Source organism: Ruminococcus flavefaciens 007c, from assembly GCF_000571935.1.
In the GTDB taxonomy this organism is placed as follows: domain Bacteria; phylum Bacillota; class Clostridia; order Oscillospirales; family Ruminococcaceae; genus Ruminococcus; species Ruminococcus flavefaciens_F.
Window position 1 is genome coordinate 43,567 of record NZ_ATAX01000036.1, and the last position, 16,591, is coordinate 60,157.

The 16,591-nt window shown below is 44.3% G+C and carries 18 protein-coding genes; 6 read left to right on the plus strand and 12 right to left on the minus strand.

What is annotated here, in order from left to right; all coding sequences use genetic code 11:
* The first annotated feature begins 13 nt into the window (after positions 1-13).
* The 3 genes from RF007C_RS16725 (at position 14) to RF007C_RS14880 (ending at position 3,654) form a co-directional block, all read left to right on the plus strand.
* A complete protein-coding gene (locus RF007C_RS16725; RefSeq protein WP_051456707.1) occupies positions 14-1,651 on the plus strand; it encodes an alpha/beta hydrolase-fold protein in 1,638 nt (545 codons plus the stop codon).
* A gap of 172 nt (positions 1,652-1,823) precedes the next feature.
* Positions 1,824-2,900, plus strand: a complete 1,077-nt coding sequence (locus RF007C_RS14875; protein WP_037301218.1) for a dockerin type I domain-containing protein — start codon at positions 1,824-1,826, stop codon at positions 2,898-2,900.
* 139 nt (positions 2,901-3,039) lie between these two features.
* Entirely contained in the window at positions 3,040-3,654 is a 615-nt protein-coding gene (locus tag RF007C_RS14880) for a hypothetical protein (protein WP_037301221.1), read from the plus strand.
* Between the two features lie 90 nt (positions 3,655-3,744).
* Here RF007C_RS14880 and RF007C_RS14885 read toward each other — a convergent pair whose 3' ends face one another.
* The 11 genes from RF007C_RS14885 to RF007C_RS14935 form a co-directional block, all read right to left on the minus strand.
* Entirely contained in the window at positions 3,745-4,701 is a 957-nt protein-coding gene (locus RF007C_RS14885; protein ID WP_037301224.1) for a CPBP family intramembrane glutamic endopeptidase, read from the minus strand.
* 115 nt (positions 4,702-4,816) lie between these two features.
* A complete protein-coding gene (locus tag RF007C_RS14890) occupies positions 4,817-5,182 on the minus strand; it encodes a hypothetical protein (RefSeq protein WP_037301227.1) in 366 nt (121 codons plus the stop codon).
* 120 nt (positions 5,183-5,302) lie between these two features.
* Entirely contained in the window at positions 5,303-6,076 is a 774-nt protein-coding gene (locus RF007C_RS16730; protein ID WP_051456708.1) for a class I SAM-dependent methyltransferase, read from the minus strand.
* Positions 6,077-6,129: 53 nt separating this feature from the next.
* On the minus strand, positions 6,130-6,615 hold the full coding sequence (locus RF007C_RS14900; protein ID WP_037301230.1) for a hypothetical protein: 486 nt from the start codon (positions 6,613-6,615) through the stop codon (positions 6,130-6,132).
* Positions 6,616-6,865: 250 nt separating this feature from the next.
* Complete coding sequence (gene metK, locus RF007C_RS14905; RefSeq protein WP_037301233.1) at positions 6,866-8,056, minus strand: methionine adenosyltransferase; 1,191 nt, start codon at positions 8,054-8,056, stop codon at positions 6,866-6,868.
* Between the two features lie 242 nt (positions 8,057-8,298).
* Complete coding sequence (locus RF007C_RS14910; RefSeq protein ID WP_019680567.1) at positions 8,299-8,508, minus strand: hypothetical protein; 210 nt, start codon at positions 8,506-8,508, stop codon at positions 8,299-8,301.
* Between the two features lies 1 nt (position 8,509).
* Complete coding sequence (locus tag RF007C_RS14915) at positions 8,510-8,944, minus strand: YunG family protein (RefSeq protein ID WP_019680566.1); 435 nt, start codon at positions 8,942-8,944, stop codon at positions 8,510-8,512.
* Positions 8,945-8,956: 12 nt separating this feature from the next.
* Positions 8,957-9,715, minus strand: coding sequence for a class II glutamine amidotransferase (locus RF007C_RS14920; protein ID WP_019680565.1), 759 nt, complete (start codon positions 9,713-9,715; stop codon positions 8,957-8,959).
* Between the two features lie 12 nt (positions 9,716-9,727).
* On the minus strand, positions 9,728-10,870 hold the full coding sequence (locus RF007C_RS14925) for a glutamate-cysteine ligase family protein (RefSeq protein WP_037301235.1): 1,143 nt from the start codon (positions 10,868-10,870) through the stop codon (positions 9,728-9,730).
* Between the two features lie 10 nt (positions 10,871-10,880).
* Positions 10,881-12,263 (minus strand): glutamylcysteine synthetase, encoded by a 1,383-nt coding sequence (locus tag RF007C_RS14930; RefSeq protein ID WP_037301237.1) that lies wholly within the window; start codon positions 12,261-12,263, stop codon positions 10,881-10,883.
* 10 nt (positions 12,264-12,273) lie between these two features.
* Complete coding sequence (locus RF007C_RS14935) at positions 12,274-12,519, minus strand: ACT domain-containing protein (RefSeq protein WP_037301239.1); 246 nt, start codon at positions 12,517-12,519, stop codon at positions 12,274-12,276.
* A gap of 305 nt (positions 12,520-12,824) precedes the next feature.
* On the opposite strand from RF007C_RS14935, the gene RF007C_RS14940 reads away from it, so the two are divergent.
* On the plus strand, positions 12,825-13,580 hold the full coding sequence (locus RF007C_RS14940; protein WP_037301241.1) for a tRNA threonylcarbamoyladenosine dehydratase: 756 nt from the start codon (positions 12,825-12,827) through the stop codon (positions 13,578-13,580).
* Here the strand turns inward: RF007C_RS14940 and RF007C_RS14945 are convergent.
* Positions 13,573-14,379 carry a HesA/MoeB/ThiF family protein gene (locus tag RF007C_RS14945; RefSeq protein ID WP_037301243.1) on the minus strand — a complete coding sequence of 269 codons (807 nt, stop codon included), beginning with the start codon at positions 14,377-14,379 and terminating at the stop codon, positions 13,573-13,575. The genes RF007C_RS14940 and RF007C_RS14945 overlap by 8 nt on opposite strands.
* Positions 14,380-14,408: 29 nt before the next feature.
* Here RF007C_RS14945 and RF007C_RS14950 point away from each other — a divergent pair, with 29 nt between their 5' ends.
* Together RF007C_RS14950 and RF007C_RS18265 are read left to right on the plus strand one after the other, a co-directional pair.
* Complete coding sequence (locus tag RF007C_RS14950; protein WP_037301244.1) at positions 14,409-14,711, plus strand: rhodanese-like domain-containing protein; 303 nt, start codon at positions 14,409-14,411, stop codon at positions 14,709-14,711.
* 660 nt (positions 14,712-15,371) lie between these two features.
* Positions 15,372-16,514: an endo alpha-1,4 polygalactosaminidase gene (locus RF007C_RS18265; protein ID WP_037301247.1), complete on the plus strand. Its 1,143-nt coding sequence runs from the start codon at positions 15,372-15,374 to the stop codon at positions 16,512-16,514.
* The last annotated feature ends 77 nt before the right edge of the window (positions 16,515-16,591 follow it).

The window sequence follows — 16,591 nt, forward strand, 5'->3', positions numbered from 1 at the left end:
AGGAGGAATGATTATGGGCAAGATCAGGAGCTTTCTCGCAGGAACACTGGCATTTTTGGCAGCTTTAGCCCTGCCGAATGCGTCATTCTCACAGCTTGACACAAAGTCCGCAGGCACGGAAAGCTGCTTCTTTCACGATACATTTGAAAACGGTTCGGACGGCTGGGAAGGAAGAGGCGGCGCTTCGGTCACCACAGCTGATACAGCCTATGCAGGTTCAAAGGCACTGACTGTTTCCGACAGAAAAAGCTCATGGCATGGCGCCATGAAAGCTCTTGATGCCGATGTATTCAAAGCAGGCGTGGAGTACAGCTTCAGCGCAGCTGTTTTGGGAACCGGAAAAATGATGCTCTCGCTTCAGTATACAGATGCCTTGGGAAAGAATATTTACGATCACATTGCCGATGGCATATCTTCAGGTGATTATATAATACTTGCAAATACAGAATATAAACTCCCCGAAGGCTCGGGATATATCCTTTATGTTGAAACAGAAGCAGGCACAGGGGATCTACTCATCGACGAAGTCATCGTATCAGATGCAGAAAAGCCTGTCCCGGGAGACTTTGACTCCGACGGTTACCTTACATCCTTTGATCTTATCGGAGCAAGAAGGGCTCTGCTCAGTCATATGTCAGGCTCTGATGCAGGTATAAACATGAATATTGCCGATATTGACGGTGACGGAAGCTTTGCGGTAAACGATCTGGTCCTTTTAACAAAGTTCCTTCTCGGACAGGTAACGGAATTCCCGAAGCCCGTGGTCACAACAACTGTCACAACAGCGCCTCCCGTTCAGACAACTACCACAAGTCCTGTGAACGCAGGCAGCTATATGGAAAGCATCCGCGATAAGATAACGGCAGATGTACCTTCTTCAGTCCTTAAAAATGCAGAAGGAAAAATTGAGCATATCACCTATTTCTCGAAGAAGGCCAACCGCAATAAAGGCGCCAATGTATGGCTACCGCCCGGATATGACAGCAGCAAGGAGTATCCTGTATTCTATGTAAATCACGGATACGGCGGCGATGAGTCCTCAATGATGAACGGTATGGGAGTCCGCGAGATAGCTACCAATCTTATCAAGAGCGGCGAGGCTGTTCCGATGATAATCGTTTTCACCAATCAGTACACTGATCCGAACCATGCAGCACAGACAGGTAACGGTCAGGCAGATGTTCCGGGTTACGATAATTTCGTTGAGGATATGCCTGACAGCCTGATGCCCTATATCGAATCCCATTACCCGGTAAAAACAGGCCGTGAAAATACGGCGGTAGCAGGTTTTTCCATGGGCGGAAGAGAATCTCTCTACATAGGCATGAAGTGCTGCGATAAGGTCGGATATATCGGCGGCGGTGCACCTGCACCGGGTATATTCCCGACAAAGGATCAGTTCATGACTCATCCGGGTGTTATGAGTAAGGATGAGATGCGTATAGATCCGCCGTATTCACCCTATTTGCTGCTTATAGCAGGCGGAACCAGCGACACTATGGTAAATGACTTCCCGAAGCAGTACAGTGACCTCTTCACGCAGCACGGCACTGAGAACATATATCTTTCTGTACCAAGGGGCGGTCACGACAGCAGTACCGTTATACCTTTGATGTATAACTTTATAAAATATATCTTCAAAGCGGGCTGATATGACGGTTTCGGGACTGCGGAAAGCAGCCTGTCCTGCTGAAATGTACCCGATAATGAAAGCTCCTTCACTGCGGAGGAGCTTTCTTTTTTGTATATTTACAATATATCGGTGATGTGATATAATAAGACATATCCCGCAGAAACCATGTACAGATGACAGGAGGCAAACTATGAAAAAAAGGAGCTTAAATCGCTTTATATCGCTGATAACAAGTTTCGCAGCAGTATTATCGTTTTATCATTTCTTTTCGGACAGCATCATAAAAACCAATTCGATAATGCCTTCAGTATTTGTTTCGGCAGACAGGGATACGATCGCTGAGTCTGACGGCATATCAGATAATCCCTATAACAGACAGGACGATATGGAAGTTGCCTATGACGGCTCACGCTGGGTACAGCCAAAGGAATGGAACAAGCCGAAAATCAGTCCCAAGGATTATAAAGGCGGAATAATGCTGTATTTTGATAAGATCGGACTCGATCCCGAATATGCAAGAGGCAAGGTGCAGAGTGTATATTTTTGTCTGACGGGAGCAACGGAGCCTGTCAGCCACATCAAGTTCCACTTTTTTTATGATACAAGACTGACTGTCAGGAATAACACAAAAGGGGAGCTTCTGAATAAAGGCAGAGCGTTAAATGACTTCACCACAGGTTCTGCGATGGTCGAAGAGGGAGAGCTGGTATTCAATGCGTATTCAGATGAGGCCAAGCTGATTGACGGCTGTTTATTCACGGTTGATTTTATCGTCCCCGAAAATGCGGAGCAGGGCGATGTTTATCCGTTCGGTCTTTCATATGTGACAGACGATGCAGCGCCCGATACATTCATTGATTCGGAACAGAAGGACGCAGGCAAGCTTCAGATGACCTATGTATTCACAAAGGGTATCCATAGCGGCTATATAAAGATCAACGGCGCGAAAAAAACAACTACCGCGGCTACGACTGCTGTGACCACTACAACAACGGCAGAGCCTGTATCTGCGGCTGAATATAAGCTCGGCGACATAAACGATGACGGCCTGATAAACTCTGTCGATGCTTCTTCGGTTCTTGCATATTATGCCAGAGTTTCAACAAAGCAGGACGGAGGATATACGGAAGAACAGCAGTTTGCAGCTGATGCTGACAGCGACGGACAGATAAATGCAGTTGATGCTTCAAATATTCTTGCCTACTATTCTTACGTTTCCACAACAAAAGAAGATATCATATCCTTTGAGAATTACATGAAAAAATAATATGCCCATCCTCTCAGAGCAGATACATAAAGGTCTGTGAACTCTGAGGGGTTTTTTTATGTCACATTCTGTTTTCTTAGTTCGTTATTTATTATAGAATGTCTTATTCACAAACTATTTGAAAAAAGGAGAAATTATCATGAAAAACAAAGCACTGATCATAGCACTGATATTAACACTATGTGCATTTTCGTCCTGCGGCAAAGAAAAGGGTTCTGTAAGCATTGCCGATACGGCTAAATCTGCGGAAACTGCAGCAGTTACAACAGCCGTAACAGAAACAACTGCCGTAACAGAAATAACTACCGCAGAAGAAAAGACGGAAAGCACAACTGCTGAAGCAACAGCAGCTGCTGCAAATGATGATAATGCTGAAGCCGGTTCTGAACCCGCAGATGATAAATCCGCGGAAGAGGAAAGCTTTACAGGAAGATGGGGGCTTGGGAGAGCCACGATAGAAATAACCGACAAAGGCGAAGGAGAATACAGGGCTCTTATAAAATGGGGCGGAAACGGCGACTCTTTTTCAATGTGGATATATCCCCTTGAACCCGAAGACGGTAAGCTTGTATGCAAAGGCAAAGGCACTAAAACCAATTATGATGTTAAAGAAGGAGAAACACAGCTCAGCGAGACTGAAGAATATACGGACGGATCCGCTGAGTTCAGGCTGGAAGGCAAACAGCTGGTATGGGACGATCTTACAGGACATTGTGCAGACGGACAATTATTCGATAAGGAATTATCGTACTGACATAATAAAATGGCAGCCTTCGGGCTGCCATTTCAGTTTTGAGTATAAATAATAAGCTTTCAGATAAATTCACAGATTATCTTATGGTTTTTATACAGGCTGTTCTGCCGATTTGGCTTGTGTGATTCTGTATTTTATGAACAGCAGGATACTTATAACGATTATGCAGACCGTAACAGCGGCTGTAGTGAATATACTGCCCTCTATCCCGAATTTCCCACCAGTGATTATGTCATTGCCGGATATGGCGGTCGCACGCATTACCGAGTCCATTTCTTCGTTACCGCTGACGCTTATGCCAAAGATATTTCCCTGTGTGAAGTTCCAGACAGAATGTAATGCGCATACTCCCCATATATTATCAAACAGTATCATATACAGAGTAAAGAACAGATTAATGATTATGAGATTGAAAAACGTGAAAAAGCCGAAGCCGTTATTCAGTCCGTGTGAAAATGCGTGACCTACGGATGTTATCATTACAGCCAGCATGGTGTGATAACCTGCGCCTCCTATTGAATTGAGCAGAAAACCGCGGAACAGGAATTCTTCGCTCATGCCCTGTACAACAAAGCCCAGAAAGAAAAGAACTATTACCTTATAGTTTATATTTTCGCAGAGCTTTAAGCTGATAGCTCCCGAGCTGTTTGCTATAAGGACTATTGCCGACATGAGCGCTCCTCCGACAAGAAGCCCCGAGAGATAATGGGCAAGGAAGCCATTTTTTCTTGCACCCATTGAACGCACAGGTCTTTCCTCGAAGAAACGGCAGTAGATTATGGAAACAATGGTGGTCAATACTGTGCTAAACAGAGCAGGTATCATTACACGCTTGTCGGAACCGCTGATCATTATTTTTTCTTGTAAGTCAGGAGCCGAATTTGCCAGTTCCTGCTTCAGGAGGTGGTTTGAGATCATTACAGGGATAAGTTTTTGGGTTCTTGTCAGCATGAACACGACTATGAAACTGATAAGTATCATGAGAATATCCTTTGAGATATTGGCTTCCGAAGCCTCATCGAACATTTTGGGCCTGTAATTGAGCATTTTGCTACCTCCGGGTTGTTTTTACTTTTGCAGCACGTATTTAACTGTATAACGTCTTGTCATGTCGCTTGTATGATCGTGGTAGGAGTCTTATTATCCTTGATATTGATCTCGGTTACAGCAATTCTCTCATTCTGGGAGTTATCAGCCAGCTGTCCTCAGGCTCCTGATCGACACAGGACCATGAAAAGATCGTATGTCTGTGATTATCCTTCAGCAGTATCTTCTGTGTTTCTGACCATAGTGCATCAATAACGTTCTGATCTTCGTTCTGTTCCATTAGATCTTCGATACCCTGAACGATGAGATTTGCAGCAAGATATTTCTGCCATATATCCATATCGTCGGAATATTTGTTATAAAAGGTGATATAGCCGGAAGTGTGATTAGGATCGCCTGCACATATCTCCCAATCCTGTTCATTTGAAAACGGCAATCTGACTCCGCATTCTTCATTTATCTTTTCATAGAAATTTTCCATTGCATTTATCCTTTATTTCTTTTACATCTTCTGCTCATAGCGCGCCCTGAGCATCTGCACAGGCAGAAAAGTCATCGTATATCCTGATATTACCTCTCTTTATCAGTAACAGGTCACCTATCAGATTATCCTTTCCATTATGATCTTTATGTGGGTATGGTCTGTGAGCTCAAACCCGAAATCCTTCCGTATCTGCCATGAGGTATAGGGGAGAGTGAACACGTCTTTGTATACGAGCCTGTAAGAAGCGGGTATCCTTTTCATCAGCTCCTCTGTGTAAACGGGGAAGTAGTTTTCATGCACTTCTCTGTCCCAGTTCTGCGTATACTTATACTTCAGCAGAAAATGGACGAGCTGACGCTGACTTTCTATCTTGCCGCGGACACTCTCAAAGCTCTTCAGCCATTCCGCATAGCTGCTGTTCCTTACGATTTCAAGCTGTTCTTTCCTCACCGGTATATCCTCTGCCTGTGAGAACATCATGTCTCTTATGGCAACATATCTGAAGCCGCTTCCGAAAACCCTGTTCCAGAAAATATCTATATCCTTTTCGTCGCAGTAGGAATAGACCTCATGTACCGTACTTGAAATGTTGATAAGGCTGTCCTCAAAGGGTATATCAATTCTGTCCCAGTTGTCATAGAACTGTGCATCCGGAACATTTTTGCGTGCAGCTTCGATCATTTCGCGGCTTATGTCGTATCCTGTATACTTATAATCTGGGAACATCGGCTTCATGGCTTTGATAAGCTCTCCGTTAGCGCAGCCGAAATCGAGGATGTACTTGAACGGTTCAAAAACCTTGTCAATGAAGAACATCTTATCAAGTATCGATCTCTGCATCCTTGTCAGGTATATATCCAGGTTGGATATACGGTTCATATCTGTATCCATGCTTTCGTCCTCCTTTATCAGCTCATATGCTTTATTATCCCGGTGTACGGAGCTTATTTCATAAATGACTTTATAGCTGTATATGCCTTATAAAGCGGTACCTCACCATCAGGGAGCTTTTCGGGTTCCGTGAGAGCGAATCCTGATTTTTCTGCTTTATCTGTAAGAATTATATCCTTTCCGTTAAGAAGTGATATTGTCATTCGCATACGTTTTTCCTGAGATGCAGCTCCGCCACCTCTCCTGCGAATTCTTTGGTATGCTTCGATATTCAGATCACTTATGTCACTGACAGCAATTATTCTTTTGTGGAAAATATATTTTATAGTTACCGTGTTTCCCCCAACACGCACGGAAGTACCGATGAGCTGTTCCGTAAAGTATAACATCATCGTTAGTATCACAATTGCTATATCCGCCATCAGAAGCCATCTGGAAAACCATTTTACAGACAGGACAACAAATATAAAAAAAAGCAAACCGGCGGCCAGTATCGTAAATAAGATCCATTTTTGTTCATGTTTGATCTTGAATTTCATATCTTTTATTCTCCGTAAATCCTGATTTTTATAAGCAAGCCCAAAATTCATTATACATCAATTATAGCATTTTTCAGCGGCATTGTAAATACTTTTCCGGTATGTTGCAATAAAGAGAAAACGCTTCAACAGATCATGCTGTAAGGCTGAAAAGATCACAGATTCGGGACTATGCTGCGGAACACGATACATCAATAAAGGACAGCCGTTGAGGCTGCCCTTTACTTGTTCAGGAAATCGTTCTTTGTACTTATTTGGTTTTTACAGAAATCTGAAGTGCTTTTTTCAAAGCGGAAGCTTTATTTGTGCGCTCCCATGTGAAGTCAGCGTCAGCCCTGCCGAAATGTCCGTATGCAGAAGTCTGAGCGAACACGGGCTTTCTGAGTTCCAGCTCTCTGATGATACCGCCCGGAGTGAAGTCAAATACTTCCGAAACGGCAGCCTGTATATCTTCATCGGGGATAACACCTGTGCCGAAGGTATTCACGTAGACCGACACAGGAGCAGCCACGCCGATAGCGTAGGCCAGCTGTATCTCTGCGCGTTCTGCAAGGCCTGCGGCAACGATGTTTTTAGCAGCCCACCTTGCTGCATAGGCAGCGCTTCTGTCCACCTTTGTGGAGTCCTTTCCGCTGAAAGCTCCGCCACCGTGATGAGCAGCTCCGCCATAGGTATCAACGATTATCTTTCTGCCTGTGAGACCGCTGTCGCCTACAGGTCCTCCGATAACAAATCTACCAGTGGGATTTACAAGTATGCGTACCTCGTCATTGAGCCAGTTTTCGGGAATTATCGGCTTGATGACATATTCGATTAGGTCGCTGCGGAGCTGTTCCTGTGACACCTCTTCATCGTGCTGTGTGGAGATAAGCACAGTGTCGATACCGACAGCCTTGTCGTCCTCATAGATAACGGATACCTGAGTTTTTCCGTCGGGACGGAGATAGGGAAGGGTACCGTTCTTGCGTACCTCCGTAAGTCTGTAAGCCAGCTTATGGGCAAGAGATATTGGCAGCGGAAGCAGCTCCGGAGTCTCATTCACAGCGTAGCCGAAGATTATTCCCTGATCTCCCGCACCGATGTCTGTGCCGTTTTCTTCTCTTACTTCAAGTGCCGAGTCAACGCCCTGTGCGATGTCGGGAGACTGTCTGTCAAGCAGGTTGATTATCTCAGCAGTATGACCGTCAAAACCGAGTGCTTCATGGTCATAACCGATACTGTTTATTGCGTTGCGGACTACTTTTTCCGTATCTATCTCAGCAGATGAACTTACCTCTCCTGCGAGGATTACAGTGTTGTTCTTGAGGACTGTTTCAGCGGCAACTCTTGCTGTCGGATCTTTTTCAAGGTAAGCGTCGAGGATGGAGTCTGAGATGCGGTCTGCCACCTTGTCTGGATGTCCTTCTGTAACGGATTCGGAAGTGAAAATATACTTGCTCATAATTATTCTCCTTAATACATAAAAATAGAGAACGCAGAAAACTGCATTCCCTTTGTTCTTGATATGAGCGCATAGGCGCACAGTTATAAAACAAAATTGCTGTTTCTCCGATATGAAAATATTCTATTGTCAAGCGAGAAACAACAACATATTTTTTTCATCGTGAAACAACTCCTTTCATTTGATGTTATTATTATACTCCATAATGCAGTAACTGTCCAATCCCGAAAATCTATAATCAGTTATAGTTCGGAATAATAGCTGATAAAATCCTCTATGCAGACCTTTTTCGGCTGTGGTGCGGACTGCCATACAAGCTCTCCTTCACGTTCGAGGCTGAGCACATAGCCGTCACACTGATCCCAGCCGTAGAGTAAATAATCATTGCCGCTATGTGAGAAAGCAATTTCGTTTTCAGTGATAACAGCCTGTTTAAGTTCATTTGCACTCATATTATTTCACCGTATATTTTAAAAGTTCAGCTTTGAGGTACTCATACCGCTCAAGCTTTTCAGTCTTTGCGAAATGCACCTCTCGAAGCTGTTCGGGGTTATCGGTATAGTTCAGCTTTTCATTGCCGAACTGTTCACTGGTAAGGTCGAACACAACATCTCCCACAACGTTATAGCAGTGATAATTCCCGGCAGGTCTGAGGACTCCGTAAACTTTGCCGCCGAAAATATCCTGCGCCAGAAAAGCGGTAACGGAGCACTGTCCGAGAGTGATATTATCCTTGCTCCACTTCCCGCGCAGACGGGGAGCGCAGGTGTATTCGCACCATATTTGGGTAAGAGCGTCATAGAGCTGACGTGGATCGCCAATACCGTTGAAATCGTTGTTTATCGGCGGGACTGAGGCATTTTCCCAGCCGTAAAAATTATATCCCATACTATTCTCCTGTTATATATACATTGCGTCCATAGCGGTGATATACTCCAATGTAGGTATAAAAGTGCCCTTGTGGCGGTCGCCGCGGTGGACCTCCTGACCGTTATTGTAAGCTATTACCTGAGCCATGGGGAAGGGTATCCATACTCCGTCATCGAGGGGCTTGGTAGAGAAAATAAGCCCGTCTTCAAGTCTTTTGAAGCAGAGGGTGTTTTTCAGATTTTTATGGACGTACAAGAGTTCTCCGTCATATATCATCAGATTAAGCTTGTTTCTCGGAGCATTTTCGACGATGAATTTATTCACTATCTCGAAGCGCTCACGTTCGTTGGGAACATTTCTTGCAATATGCTCATTCATATTATCAAGGAGAGAAAGGAAGAAACGTTCGGAGTCCGTATCGCCTGATTGTATTGCGGAATATCTGTGATTGTGCTTGCTGTTCAGGATAGTTCCGTTATGTATCAGAGTCCATTCTCTGCCCGAAATGTCCGAACCCGTAAACGGGTGGCAGTTGCGCTGGTTTACAGTTCCGACGGTAGCGTATCTGATGTGTGCAAGTAAAGCCTTTTGCGGCGGCATATAGTCGATAACATCGGACAGAAAAGAGCTGGCTTCAGCACTGACAGGTTCCTTCAGTATCTCACGCCTGTCAGTTTCGTACATCATTCCCCAGCCGTGAGGATTCTTGTTGCTGTGGGAAAAGAATGTCCGCAGATAGTCTGATATATCAGTATTTCTTGCCGAAGTGAAGCCGAGAAGCTCGCACATTATATCACCGCCTTATTTAAAGAGTTTAGTGCTGTCAGAGCGATTACAGACCTTTCGTCCGCTTATTTTTTCTTTTTCAAAGCCAATAATTTCAAGTGCTTTTTTATTGTCACTGAAATGACTTTCCATTTCCTCGATCACGCTTTCACCACGTTCCAAAAGTTCGGCGTCGGGGTTAAGCAGTGCCGCATTTTTATGGTCGCTGACAGCCTTTTCCTGCAAATCGGGAGTGAAGTCGAAATCGGGCTGTGAGAGCAGATACAGTATGAGCAGATGTGCGAATTCAAGTTCTCTGCCGTCAATGCCGAGAGGTGCGGAGGGATCAAGGTCGAACATTCTAAGCTCAATGTGGTCAACACCGTTTGCCGCAAGGTTTTCAAGGCTGTTCACGCCCTTGGGTTTAAGACGTATTGGCAGATACAGCTCGCTTGCCGAATACAGAGAGCCTGTTACTATATGTTTTTTGATGCTGCCCGTGAAGGTCTTCAGACTTCTGTGGTCGAGGATAGGCAGGAATTTGTTCCAGTAGCCGCGGTCACTGTTGCGGAGTGAGGAATATCCACTCATAATTATACCGCTTTTTCCTTCTTTGTCAAGAGAAGCATCATAATAAGGACTTGCCGCAGTAAGAAGCACAAGCAGGTAGCTGTTTATCATAAGGTGTTTGTAAAGTCTGAGATAAAGCTCGTCTTTGAAAGTTCGGAAGTCCACACCTTCGGTATTAAGCTCTCTGATGAGCTCCTCGGAAAAGGAGAAATTGAAGTGTATTCCCGAGAAAAGCATGAGCTTTTTTCCGTATTTGCGCTGCAGTACTTCACGGTATGCACGCTTTGAGGAATGGTCGCCTGTAAAATCGGCTATCGGTATATCGTCCTCGCTGTCAAAATGGGGCGGATTGCTGTAAAGCCATAAACTCTCGCCGTTATCGGAGAGTACCTTTCTTGCTCTTCTGTCAAGCTCCGCAAGATGGCCGAGGGCTTCGTCTATGCTCTCTGCAACAGGAGTTACAAGTTCTATCTGATTTTCGCAGAAGTCACGGGTGATGTGTTCGTCATTGCCAAAGGGGTGAACGGTCTGAGCAAGTCTGCCGTGGCTGTCAACTCTCAGTGTTTCGCGCTCTATCCCGAATTTCCCCCTGTAATAATACTCATTCATTTTATTTACCTCATATGGCAGCGTACTGCTCAATATAATTTGTTATCGGTATTCCCTTTGATATACCTTCAAGCATGGTCCTGGCCGGATTTGTATGTCTTTCGGCACGCTCATAAAGCGGAGCGAGAAGGACTTCCTCGCCGAGTCCGCGTTTTTTCAGTCCCACAGCTGCGATATCAAGAATATTTATAAGTTGTTTCTCGACCTCGGTCTCATCAAGGAAATCGGGCAGCTTGCGTTTTGAAAGCATATTCTGCAGCTCGATGGCATTAAAGCCGTGAGAATATATTATCCTGTCGTTTTCAAGCAGCTCTTTCAGTTCGTAAAGCTGTTCTTTCAGACCTGTATGGAAGGCCGCAACTGTCATTGCTTCCGAAAGAGGCTGACAGCATGAGCTCCTGTATTCTATAGTGCCTCTGAAAGTGAGATCCTCAAATTTAAAGGTACGAAGGTATTCTATATCGTTGCTTTCGGGTGAAAAAGATATCCTGCGGTAGCTTTCACCGTCATAGTATTCGCCTTCGATACTGCTCCTTGAGAAGTATTCATCAATGGTAACAGGAGTGAAATCCACATATTTACCGTCACGCATGGTGCAGTATATGGACTGTGTGCCTATGTAGTCAACAAGCTCTTCAATGCCGGACAGCTTCTGTGCGAACATTCCTACATTATGAGGGTTATAGCCCTGCATACTGTACTCCCAGAGCATATTTCTCACACAGAGGAACTGAGGGTAGTCAGGAAGGTAGGAATTTGCAAAGAGGAGTGCTTTATATGGTTCAAGCATACCGAAAACATTGATAACGTCGGTAAGTTCGTCATATCTCACATCGAGCTGTACCTGTGATGCGCTTGTGAATGTACCGAAATCGGGGCGCTCATGGAAGCGTATATCAACTTCTTTTGTATGCCGGGGATAGGAGTGCAGATAGTGATAAAGCATACGGTAGCGCTCGTTCTGTATGGGCTTGTTGTGGTTTATATCGGCATGGGGATTTACTCCCATGCCGGTGAGAGTATAGTTGTATTTTGAAAATTCCGAGTTCAGGAATTTGCAGTATTTCTCAAAACGTTCCTTGACTTCAAAGAGACTTACAGCTTTCCCGAATGAGAGTTCGAGATTTGAGTAGCAGCAGTCGAATGAGAGTATATCACCGGTAGGACTGTGCTTTGCTGATGTAAGGCTGCCGTATGAATCGTGACCTTCGGGAGCAAAGCCGAAATGTTCCGTGAATTTTTCCGCTACGCTTATTGAGATATTTTCGTCTACTGGTGTTCCTCCCAGGTCAACCACCGGCATCTCTATTTCCACACCGATATAATCGGGACGTTCTTTCTTGGTTGGTGCTATGTATTTGTCGTAAATTGCTTTTCTGATATTTTCGTTCATTGCTGTCACCTCACAGATCGGTCACTATTACCTGCCGAACATTTTTTATTCTGCGAAGCCTGCGTGAAACAGCTTCGTTTTCGGATGAAGCTGCAAAGTTTATATCGGCAGTAAAATGTGAAACATAGGTATTCTTTTCATCTGTCACTACATTAGCTGTATGTGTGATTATGTTACCGTTCAAACGTCTGATTACGTTGGATATCTCTCTGACAAGACCAATTCTGTTCAGAGAGATGACTTCGATTCTTTTCATGATATCACTCCTGTATATAAAAAAATAGAGACATTTCTGTCTCCGCGTCAGGCTGTTTATTTACAGGCAGGAAAAGCCTATGATACAACAGGCGCGGAGCAGCTTATTATACAATTATCCATCTTACACATATATACCTGCATAACAAACACCTCCACAATACATACTGAATGACTATGTATAATATACCATAATATGCATATTTTGTCAATAGGAATTCTAAGTTTTTCTTATTGACAATCCTTATAATATGGTATATAATCATACTATATATATAGACATAATACAAATAAGTGAGGGATAAAATGCTCAATCAGTTTTCAAGGACACAGCTTCTTATCGGTGCGGAAGCGATAAAAAGGCTCTCGGAATCGAGGGTAGCGGTATTTGGCATAGGCGGTGTGGGCGGTTATGTCTGCGAAGCACTTGTGCGCAGCGGCATAGGCCATTTCGACCTTATCGACGATGACAAGGTATGCCTGACAAACCTTAACCGTCAGATTCTTGCCACAAGAAAAACAGTGGGGAAATACAAGGCAGAGGTCATGGCAGAACGTATGCTTGAGATAAATCCCGAAGCGGATATACGTATACACAAATGCTTCTTTCTGCCGGAAAATGCTGATGATTTTCCATTTGATGAATATGATTATGTTATTGATGCAGTTGATACGGTCACGGCAAAGCTGGAGCTCATCATGCGCTGCAAAAGCAAAAATATGCCTGTGATAAGCGCAATGGGAGCAGGCAACAAGCTCGATGCGGGACGGATGAAAATAGCTGACATTTACGAGACCTCAGTCTGTCCTCTGGCAAGGGTAATGCGGCATGAACTCAGAAAGCGCGGTGTAAAAGCACTGAAAGTGGTATATTCGGATGAACAGCCTGTACGGCCTCTTGAAGATATGTCCATAAGCTGCCGCAGTCACTGTATCTGCCCTCCCGGAGCACAGCATAAATGCACAGAACGCAGGGATATTCCCGGAAGTACGGCATTTGTACCTGCTGTGGCGGGACTTCTTATTGCGGGAGAGGTCGTCAGGGAACTGATCTCTATTTAAGTGAGCATATCTGCTGTCCCTCATCAAAAAGCTCGGTTATTCTCGGATTATCACCGCATACAGGGCAAGAGTGTACTTTTTTCGGCAGTTTGACCTTTCGCCATTCCATTTTCAGTCCGTCAAATATAAGCATACTTCCCGAGAGCATTTCGCCCTGTCCCGTGATATATTTCACGGCTTCAAGAGCCTGCATGGAACCGATTATTCCTGCCATTGCTCCGATAACTCCCGCCTCGCGGCAGCTTGGCACAGAGTCCTTCGGCGGCGGGGCTTCAAATATACAGCGATAACACGGACCTTTACCCGGGATATATGTCATCAGCTGCCCCTCAAAGCGCAGTATGCCTGCATGACAGAAGGGCTTGCCTCCCAGAACACAGGCATCGTTTATGAGAAATTTTGCTGGAAAATTGTCTGTGCCGTCAATGATAAAATCGTAATTCTTAATAATATCGGCAATGTTCTTGCTGTTTATATATGCTTCATAGGTCACGACGTTCACGTCGGGGTTAAGAGCATTTATAGTTTCGGCGGCAGACTGTACTTTAGATTTGCCTACATCATTTGTTGTGTGGATTATCTGCCTTTGCAGATTGGACAATTCAACCTTGTCGCTGTCTGCAATACCTATGGTACCCACACCTGCGGCTGCGAGATACATTGCGGCAGGGGCTCCGAGACCGCCTGCACCTATGATAAGGACTTTTGCGGCAAGGAGTTTTTTCTGCCCCTTTGCGCCGATCTCTTTTAGCGTGATATGTCTTGAATAGCGTGAAAGCTGTTCGTCGGTAAGCGCCATTATAAAACCTCCCGAAAGGATATATTTATATGAAAAGTATAAAAGCGGCAGAGATAGCCGCACTTGATACAGATATGGTAACTCTGCTCGATATACGCAGTAAGGAAGAATTTGAGCTTAATGGATTCAACGGTTCTGTGAATGTACCTTTTGATGAGATATCAACAGGACTTTCAAAGCTGCCAAAGGACAAGCCTGTCTACGTTCTGTGCAGAACGGGCGACCTGAGTGCAGAGGTAGCTGAGATACTTGAAGACAGGGGTTATAACGTATACAATATTGAGGGCGGATATGCTACATATACCGTACATCGTGCAAGTGCAGACGAATAATCTCTATTCCTACTTGTTCAATAAGTATAACATTGTTGGTCTGATATTTCAAGTGCTGGAGATATAGCTTTTTTCTATAATCTGCAATTGCTTTTTTGCATTGGACAAGTGCCTGTATCAGTGCTATAATAAAGCCATACCAAACGAAAGGAGTGAACAGAATGAGTAATAAAACATCCTATGTGCTTGGTATGCTTCGCTCCATCGTGAGAGGAAGAGACCGAATGTGCAGTACAGGACGATGTAACGTTTTAAAATGAATTTAGCTGAAACCATTAAGTGTATAACCTCCTAAAAGTACATTTATGAAAGACTGGCAGCTTCTCCGCCACACCGGGGAAGCTGTTTTTTTGTGTGCCGGCAGTTTTTTGATAGTGGTCATTGTACGTGTATTCCTGCATTTGACATGATGAAGGAGCTTATGGGAGACAGGCTCATTGCTCTGCACAGCGGCGAACAGCTCAGGTTTTAAAAAGAAAAAGCCCGCAGTCCGGCACAATATGGGACTGCGGGCTATAATTATGGAAATTTTTCTGCGATCATACAAAAATCCTGTCTGATATTTATTTCTTATTTCGTATTTATAATTAAAGGCGCATATCCTGCACGGAATGCCCGATAGCACAGACCATAAAAATACTTTATGAAAAGAGGATCAAGATGAAAAAAAGCAGAATAACAAGCATGATAACCGCAGCAGCATTATGTTTCGCGCCTATACTGAACAGCAGTGACTGTTTACAGGCAGATGCAGCAGATATCAAATACGAGTACGGTGTTTTCCTCGGAGCTGAACCTGAGGATGCAGCCGATATGGAGAGCTATAAAAAGATAGTTATTGATGCACAGTATTTCTCCAAAGATGAGATCAGCCGTTTAAAGGAGTCGGGACACATCGTTTACAGCTATATAAATCTTGGTTCCGTAGAAGAATTCCGTCCTTATTTTGAGACGTACAGAGAATATTCTCTCGGCGTATATAAAAACTGGGAGGATGAAAGATGGATAGATGTTTCTCAGGAAAAGTGGCAGGACTTTGTGGTGAACAAGCTTGCGAAGGATATACTGGCTACAGGTGTTGACGGCCTTTTCGTTGATAACTGCGACGTGTATTACAACTTCAAAGAGGATAAGATATATAAGGGAGTTACGGAGATACTCAAGGGCTTCAAGAATTACGGCACGTACGTTATAATCAACGGCGGCGATACGTATGTAAAAGAGTATGCCAAACGCAATAATAACCTGGATGCGGTAATGGACGCTGTTAATCAGGAGTCGGTATTCAGTGCAGTAGACTGGGATCACGGTAAGAAATTCACAGAAAATGAGCCTGATGAGAGGGATTATTTCCAGAAGTACTGTAAGCTGGTCAGCGACAACGGGAAAGACGTTTATCTGCTTGAATATACAAAGAACAGCGCACTTATTGAGTCCATAAAGGAATATTGCAGCGAGAAGGGATATACATATTATGCTTCGGCCACTCTTGACCTTGTGACACCGGGGCAGGAGGCAGGCTCACAGATATTGAAGGAAAAAGCTCCCGAAGGATCGGATAAACAGACATTGCCGGGAGATGCGAACATGGATAATAAGGTGGATCTGTCAGATGCCATACTCATAATGCAATCCCTTGCAAATCCCGATAAATACGGCCTTAACGGAAGCGAAAACGGCCATATTACCGAGCAGGGCAGGATCAATGCCGATGTTGAAGGCTCTGACGGCATCACGGGAAATGATGCCCTGGCGATACAGATGTATCTCCTTGATATTATACCGACACTTCCTGTAAAATAAATACATATCCTTTTTATTTCCGAAGGAGCTTTTGCTCCTTCATTTTTATTGACCTGCAAAAGCTCCGCGGTATAATG

Bases quoted from the DNA above. Each gene is read 5' to 3' on its own strand.
- RF007C_RS16725 (WP_051456707.1), top strand. From the start codon at position 14: ATGGGCAAGATCAGGAGCTTTCTCGCAGGAACACTGGCATTTTTGGCA.
- RF007C_RS14875 (WP_037301218.1), top strand. From the start codon at position 1,824: ATGAAAAAAAGGAGCTTAAATCGCTTTATATCGCTGATAACAAGTTTC.
- RF007C_RS14880 (WP_037301221.1), top strand. From the start codon at position 3,040: ATGAAAAACAAAGCACTGATCATAGCACTGATATTAACACTATGTGCA.
- RF007C_RS14885 (WP_037301224.1), bottom strand. From the start codon at position 4,701: ATGCTCAATTACAGGCCCAAAATGTTCGATGAGGCTTCGGAAGCCAAT.
- RF007C_RS14890 (WP_037301227.1), bottom strand. From the start codon at position 5,182: ATGGAAAATTTCTATGAAAAGATAAATGAAGAATGCGGAGTCAGATTG.
- RF007C_RS16730 (WP_051456708.1), bottom strand. From the start codon at position 6,076: ATGGATACAGATATGAACCGTATATCCAACCTGGATATATACCTGACA.
- RF007C_RS14900 (WP_037301230.1), bottom strand. From the start codon at position 6,615: ATGAAATTCAAGATCAAACATGAACAAAAATGGATCTTATTTACGATA.
- metK (WP_037301233.1), bottom strand. From the start codon at position 8,056: ATGAGCAAGTATATTTTCACTTCCGAATCCGTTACAGAAGGACATCCA.
- RF007C_RS14910 (WP_019680567.1), bottom strand. From the start codon at position 8,508: ATGAGTGCAAATGAACTTAAACAGGCTGTTATCACTGAAAACGAAATT.
- RF007C_RS14915 (WP_019680566.1), bottom strand. From the start codon at position 8,944: ATGGGATATAATTTTTACGGCTGGGAAAATGCCTCAGTCCCGCCGATA.
- RF007C_RS14920 (WP_019680565.1), bottom strand. From the start codon at position 9,715: ATGTGCGAGCTTCTCGGCTTCACTTCGGCAAGAAATACTGATATATCA.
- RF007C_RS14925 (WP_037301235.1), bottom strand. From the start codon at position 10,870: ATGAATGAGTATTATTACAGGGGGAAATTCGGGATAGAGCGCGAAACA.
- RF007C_RS14930 (WP_037301237.1), bottom strand. From the start codon at position 12,263: ATGAACGAAAATATCAGAAAAGCAATTTACGACAAATACATAGCACCA.
- RF007C_RS14935 (WP_037301239.1), bottom strand. From the start codon at position 12,519: ATGAAAAGAATCGAAGTCATCTCTCTGAACAGAATTGGTCTTGTCAGA.
- RF007C_RS14940 (WP_037301241.1), top strand. From the start codon at position 12,825: ATGCTCAATCAGTTTTCAAGGACACAGCTTCTTATCGGTGCGGAAGCG.
- RF007C_RS14945 (WP_037301243.1), bottom strand. From the start codon at position 14,379: ATGGCGCTTACCGACGAACAGCTTTCACGCTATTCAAGACATATCACG.
- RF007C_RS14950 (WP_037301244.1), top strand. From the start codon at position 14,409: ATGAAAAGTATAAAAGCGGCAGAGATAGCCGCACTTGATACAGATATG.
- RF007C_RS18265 (WP_037301247.1), top strand. From the start codon at position 15,372: ATGAAAAAAAGCAGAATAACAAGCATGATAACCGCAGCAGCATTATGT.